3 protein-coding genes are annotated in these 4,682 nt (G+C 57.8%); all 3 read left to right on the forward strand.

Annotation, left to right across the window (positions count from 1 at the left end; genetic code table 11):
* On the forward strand, positions 1 to 631 hold a 631-nt coding region (locus tag H6B10_RS12710; RefSeq protein ID WP_204651945.1), incomplete at its 5' end, for an aldose 1-epimerase family protein.
* A gap of 12 nt (positions 632 to 643) precedes the next feature.
* Positions 644 to 2,674: a DUF6311 domain-containing protein gene (locus H6B10_RS12715; RefSeq protein ID WP_204651946.1), complete on the forward strand. Its 2,031-nt coding sequence runs from the start codon at positions 644 to 646 to the stop codon at positions 2,672 to 2,674.
* 211 nt (positions 2,675 to 2,885) lie between these two features.
* The coding region (locus tag H6B10_RS12720) for a cation-translocating P-type ATPase (protein WP_204651947.1) at positions 2,886 to 4,682 on the forward strand (1,797 nt) is incomplete at its 3' end.

A 4,682-nucleotide genomic window follows, 5' to 3' on the forward strand; every position in this document is an offset into this window, starting at 1 on the left:
CCGTCAGACCGACGACACGCTGGAATTTGAGCTGCATGCCAATGCCCAGACACTGCCCAAATGGCCCTATGCTTTTGTGCTGCGCTCTACCTTTGTGCTGGAAGGGGAGACCGTCCACCATACGCTCTGCGTCGAAAATCCGGTAGAAGAACAGCTGCGCTTCGGCATCGGGTATCACCCCGCTTTTGCGCTGCCCTTTGATGACCGTCACACCACCGAAGATTACGAAGTGCGTTTCGACGGTATTGAATCGCCGCTGTGCATCAGTGCACAGCCCAACGGCCTGCTCAACGGGCAGAGTTACTATCTGGCCCGCAACACCGAGACGATTCCGCTCACCGATGATCTGTTTGACAGCGACAGCCACTGCATGGTCAACCTGCGCAGCCAGCATGTTTCTCTGGTCGAAAAGGACACTGGCCGCAGCGTGATCTGCAATGTGGAAGGCTATCCCTATGTTTTGATCTGGTCTGCTGCCAAAAAGCCGCTGCAGTTCCTCTGCATTGAGCCGTGGCACAGTCTGCCCGGTGAGGAAAACGGCCCGCTGGAATGGGAGCAGCGTCCCTGTGCCGCGTCGCTGAAACGTGGAGAAAGCTGGTCCACTACGCTGTCCACCACCTTTGTGCGCTAAGGTAGGATTCCCATGCAGAAAACTGCCGCGTTTTTGAAAAAATATCGCTGGCCATTGACCGGCGCGCTTTTGGGCGCGCTGGTTTTTGTGGCTTTATACGGGGTTCGCGTGCTGAATCCTACCTGTTTGGATTGGATTCTGAACAACGCCAGCCCGGACCCGTCCCAGCATTATCTGGGATGGGAATTCTTCCGCCGCAGTGCGGTGCGCCTGCCCTATATCGGTGCCAATTACAGCGCGATTTACCCGTACCGCACCAGTATCCTGTTTACCGACTCCATTCCGTTGCTGGCCTTATTGGCAAAACTGTTCAGCCCGCTGTTGCCGCAACATTTTCAGTATTTTGGTATCTGGGGGCTTTTGTGCTATGCCCTGCAGGGCGGTCTTGCCCAGGCCATCCTTGCCAGGCTGGGCGGCGTACGGCCCGGCCAGACAGCCCGCTGCTGGGCAACGGTGGCTGGGGCTGGAGTGCTGGTTCTGTTCCCAGCACTGACCATCCGGATGTTTGCCCACACGGCGCTGGCCGCCAACTGGCTGGTACTTCTGGCTTTGTGGGTATGGCTGGCAGGGGATGAGCTGCTGCCCACCACCCGCCGCGCCTGCCTGGTATGGGGCCTGCTGGGTGTGCTGTGCGCAGGCATCCATTTGTATTACCTGCCCATGGTGGGCCTTGTGCTGGTAGGCTATGCTATCCGCCGGGCACTGCAAAAACGGGGCGTGGCAGCGGTTGTTTTGCCCATCCTTTGTTTCTGTGCGGCAGCTTTGGCGGAACTGGTCTTGCTGGGGGCGTTTGCCGCCAACTTTGCGGGATATTCCAACGGCTACCTGAATGGGGCGGACCTGGCGAATCTGCTGGTGCCGGGACTTGCGGCCAGTTGGGAACAGGATATATACATCGGTGCCGGTGCCGTGCTGGCGGTGGTGCTGGCTGTATTGGGCCTGGCTGTTTTTTGCGTACGCGGCAAGGCGTCTGCGCTGGGGGCCTTCCTCCAACGGCATCGTGCCTGGTGGATTGCCGGTGCAGTAGTGTTGGTCCTGGACGCGGTGGCCGCCATGGGCAATACCATCACGCTGGGGGGCAAAACCCTGGTGACGATCCCTGTGCCGCAGCTGCTCATGGATGTATGGGCCATGTTCTCTTCCTGCGCGCGGCTGGCCTGGCTGGCCGGAATGCTGCTGGCTTTGCTGGCCTGCGCCGCAGTCTTGCGCTGCTGGAACGGCCGGGTTGCGGTGGTGGCGTTGGCGGTTTGCGTGGGGGTGCAGGCTTATGGTATGCGTGAAGAGCTGACAAAGCGGTTTGCCACCTACCACAGTGCGGAAACCTATGCAAATCAGAGCGTGCTGACTGACCCTGCCTGGGAAACGCTGGCGCAAAGCGGCCGGTTCAGCCATCTGGCTTTTGCCAGTTTTGATTTTGAACATGAGGAATTCTGGGACCTCGCGGCCTTTGCGGCAGAGAACGGGTGGACGTCCAACAGCTTTTATATGGGCCACATGGACGGCAACCTGGCAGCGGTGACGCTGGCCGGGGAGATGAACACCCTTTCCTCCGATACGCTGTATGCCTTTTTGGATGAAGATGAGCTGGCACGGGATTCCTTTACGCTGTACTACTACCGCCTGGATGGCATTTTGATCGGCAGTGTGGAACCCTTGGATTTACCGTCTGACCCGGAACCGGAAGCCGATACCCACTCTATGGATCTTTTGCTTTCCGATGTGACCAACGGAACCATTACCGCGCAGGGGGTGGAGTTGGGCAGCGGCGGCGAGATGATGACCGAGGAATGGATGCTGTTCCCGGGAACCTATTCGGTCATGCTGACGGGAAGCGGATTCGACCACAGTTATATCTACGCCCGCCATGGATTGATCAATGAGGAAACCTATAAGCTGGATATTGAATTCACGACCATTGATCCCCAGACCATGACCTTCACCTTTACCACCGGTGTGCCGCTGTACTATTGGCGCACGGCGGTGCATACGCTGGACGATACCCCCATCACGGTAACGACAATTACAGTGGAAAAAACGGCCTGAAGCCTTTTTCTGCACAGTTACGCTTGACAAACACAGGACTGCCTGCGTACAATGAAAATACCATGAGGGAGTAATTCCGCACCGCAAGGTGCGCGGTGTGTTCGCCATACCCGGCCTCACGGCCCGGACCGCCGGAATGATCAGAATGAGACTCATGCACAGGGGATTTCTCTGTGCATGAGTTTTTTTATTAGGGAAGGAGCAATCCGCGATGAAACAGGCATACACGCAACCGCTTGCCGAACTCTTGCGGCAGCTGGATACCACCGAAAACGGCCTGACACAACAGCAGGCGGCAGAACGCCTGCAAAAAACCGGCCCCAACAAACTGCGGGGGGCGGAGAAGCCTACCTGGTTACAACGGTTTGTGGCGCAGATCAAAGATCCGATGCTGCTGATTCTGCTGGCGGCGGCTGTAGTTTCGGGAGTTACCAACTTTTTGGCGGGAGAAAACTTTGCCGAAGCGTTTATCATTCTGTTGGTGGTGCTCCTCAACGCAATATTGGGCGTTTTGCAGGAAAGCAAAGCGGAAGCTGCCATCGAAGCCTTGCAGACCATGACGGCAGCCACCAGCAAGGTGATACGGGACGGCCGGCAGATCACCTTGCACAGTGAAGAACTGGTGCCGGGCGATGTGGTTGTCCTGGAAGCGGGGGACAGTGTACCGGCGGATGGACGACTGCTGGAAAGTGCCAGCCTGAAAATTGAAGAAGCAGCACTGACCGGCGAGAGCGTCCCGGTTACCAAAGTGGTACAGATGCTTGGGTTGGCGCCCGGGCAGGAGGATGTGCCTCTGGCTGACCGCTCCAATATGTGCTATATGGGGTCCACCGTCGTGTACGGGCGCGGCCGCGCGGTCATTACAGATACCGGCATGCAGACCGAGATGGGCAAAATTGCCGGAGCGCTGGCAGGCACCGAAGACGAACAGACACCTCTTCAGCGCAAGTTGGATGAATTGGGGCGTACTCTCTCCAAGCTGGTATTGGGGATCTGCGTCTTTATCTTTATCTTTGATTTGTTCGTGGCGGGTTCCTTTACACTGCAGAGTGTCCTTTCTACCTTTATGGTGGCGGTATCTCTGGCTGTGGCAGCCATCCCCGAAGGTTTGGCGACGGTGGTGACGGTGGTTCTGTCCATCGGTGTGACCAATATGAGCAAGCGCAATGCGGTCATCCGTCGGTTGACCGCAGTAGAAACGTTGGGGTGTACCCAGGTCATTTGTACGGACAAAACCGGAACGCTGACCCAGAACCGTATGACGGTGGTGGAACATGTTGGCGATACCAAGGCGCTGGCAACCGCCATGGCACTGTGCAGTGATGCGAACCTGAATAGCGAGGGCAAGGCGGAAGGTGAGCCCACCGAGGCGGCTCTGGTTGCCTTTGCGGCGGCGGAAGGTTTACCCAAACAGGAACTGGAAAGCCGCCAGCCCCGCGTAGGGGAAGCTCCCTTCGATTCGGGACGAAAGATGATGTCCACGGTGCACAGTGCGGACGGTGCGTTTGTGCAGTATACCAAAGGCGCACCGGATGTGGTGATTCGGCTGTGTACTTCCTATTGGCAGGATGGAAAAGCCCATCCCATGACTGACCCCAAGCGGCAGGAAATCCTGCGTACAAACAAGGAAATGGCCGACCGGGCCCTGCGGGTGCTGGCTGCGGCACAACGCCGCTGGCCGGAAAAGCCCGACGATACCAGCCCGGAATTTCTGGAACAGGACCTTTGCTTCCTGGGGCTGACCGGTATGATCGACCCGGTGCGCCCCGAAGTGGAAGCCTCCATTGCCGAATGCCGTCAGGCGGGCATCCGTCCCGTAATGATTACCGGTGACCATAAGGACACCGCGGTTGCCATTGCCAAACAGCTGCATATTCTGTCTGATGCATCGCAGGCCGTCACCGGTGCGGAACTGGACGAGATTTCCGATGAGGAACTGACACGGGCCGTCCGGAATTACAGTGTATATGCCCGGGTGCAGCCGGAGCATAAATCTCGCATTGTTTCG

This window comes from Gemmiger formicilis, from assembly GCF_016901605.1.
In the GTDB taxonomy this organism is placed as follows: Bacteria; Bacillota; Clostridia; order Oscillospirales; family Ruminococcaceae; genus Gemmiger; species Gemmiger formicilis_B.

Excerpts from the sequence above, each read along its gene's own strand:
- H6B10_RS12715 (WP_204651946.1), top strand. The coding sequence starts at position 644 with ATGCAGAAAACTGCCGCGTTTTTGAAAAAATATCGCTGGCCATTGACC.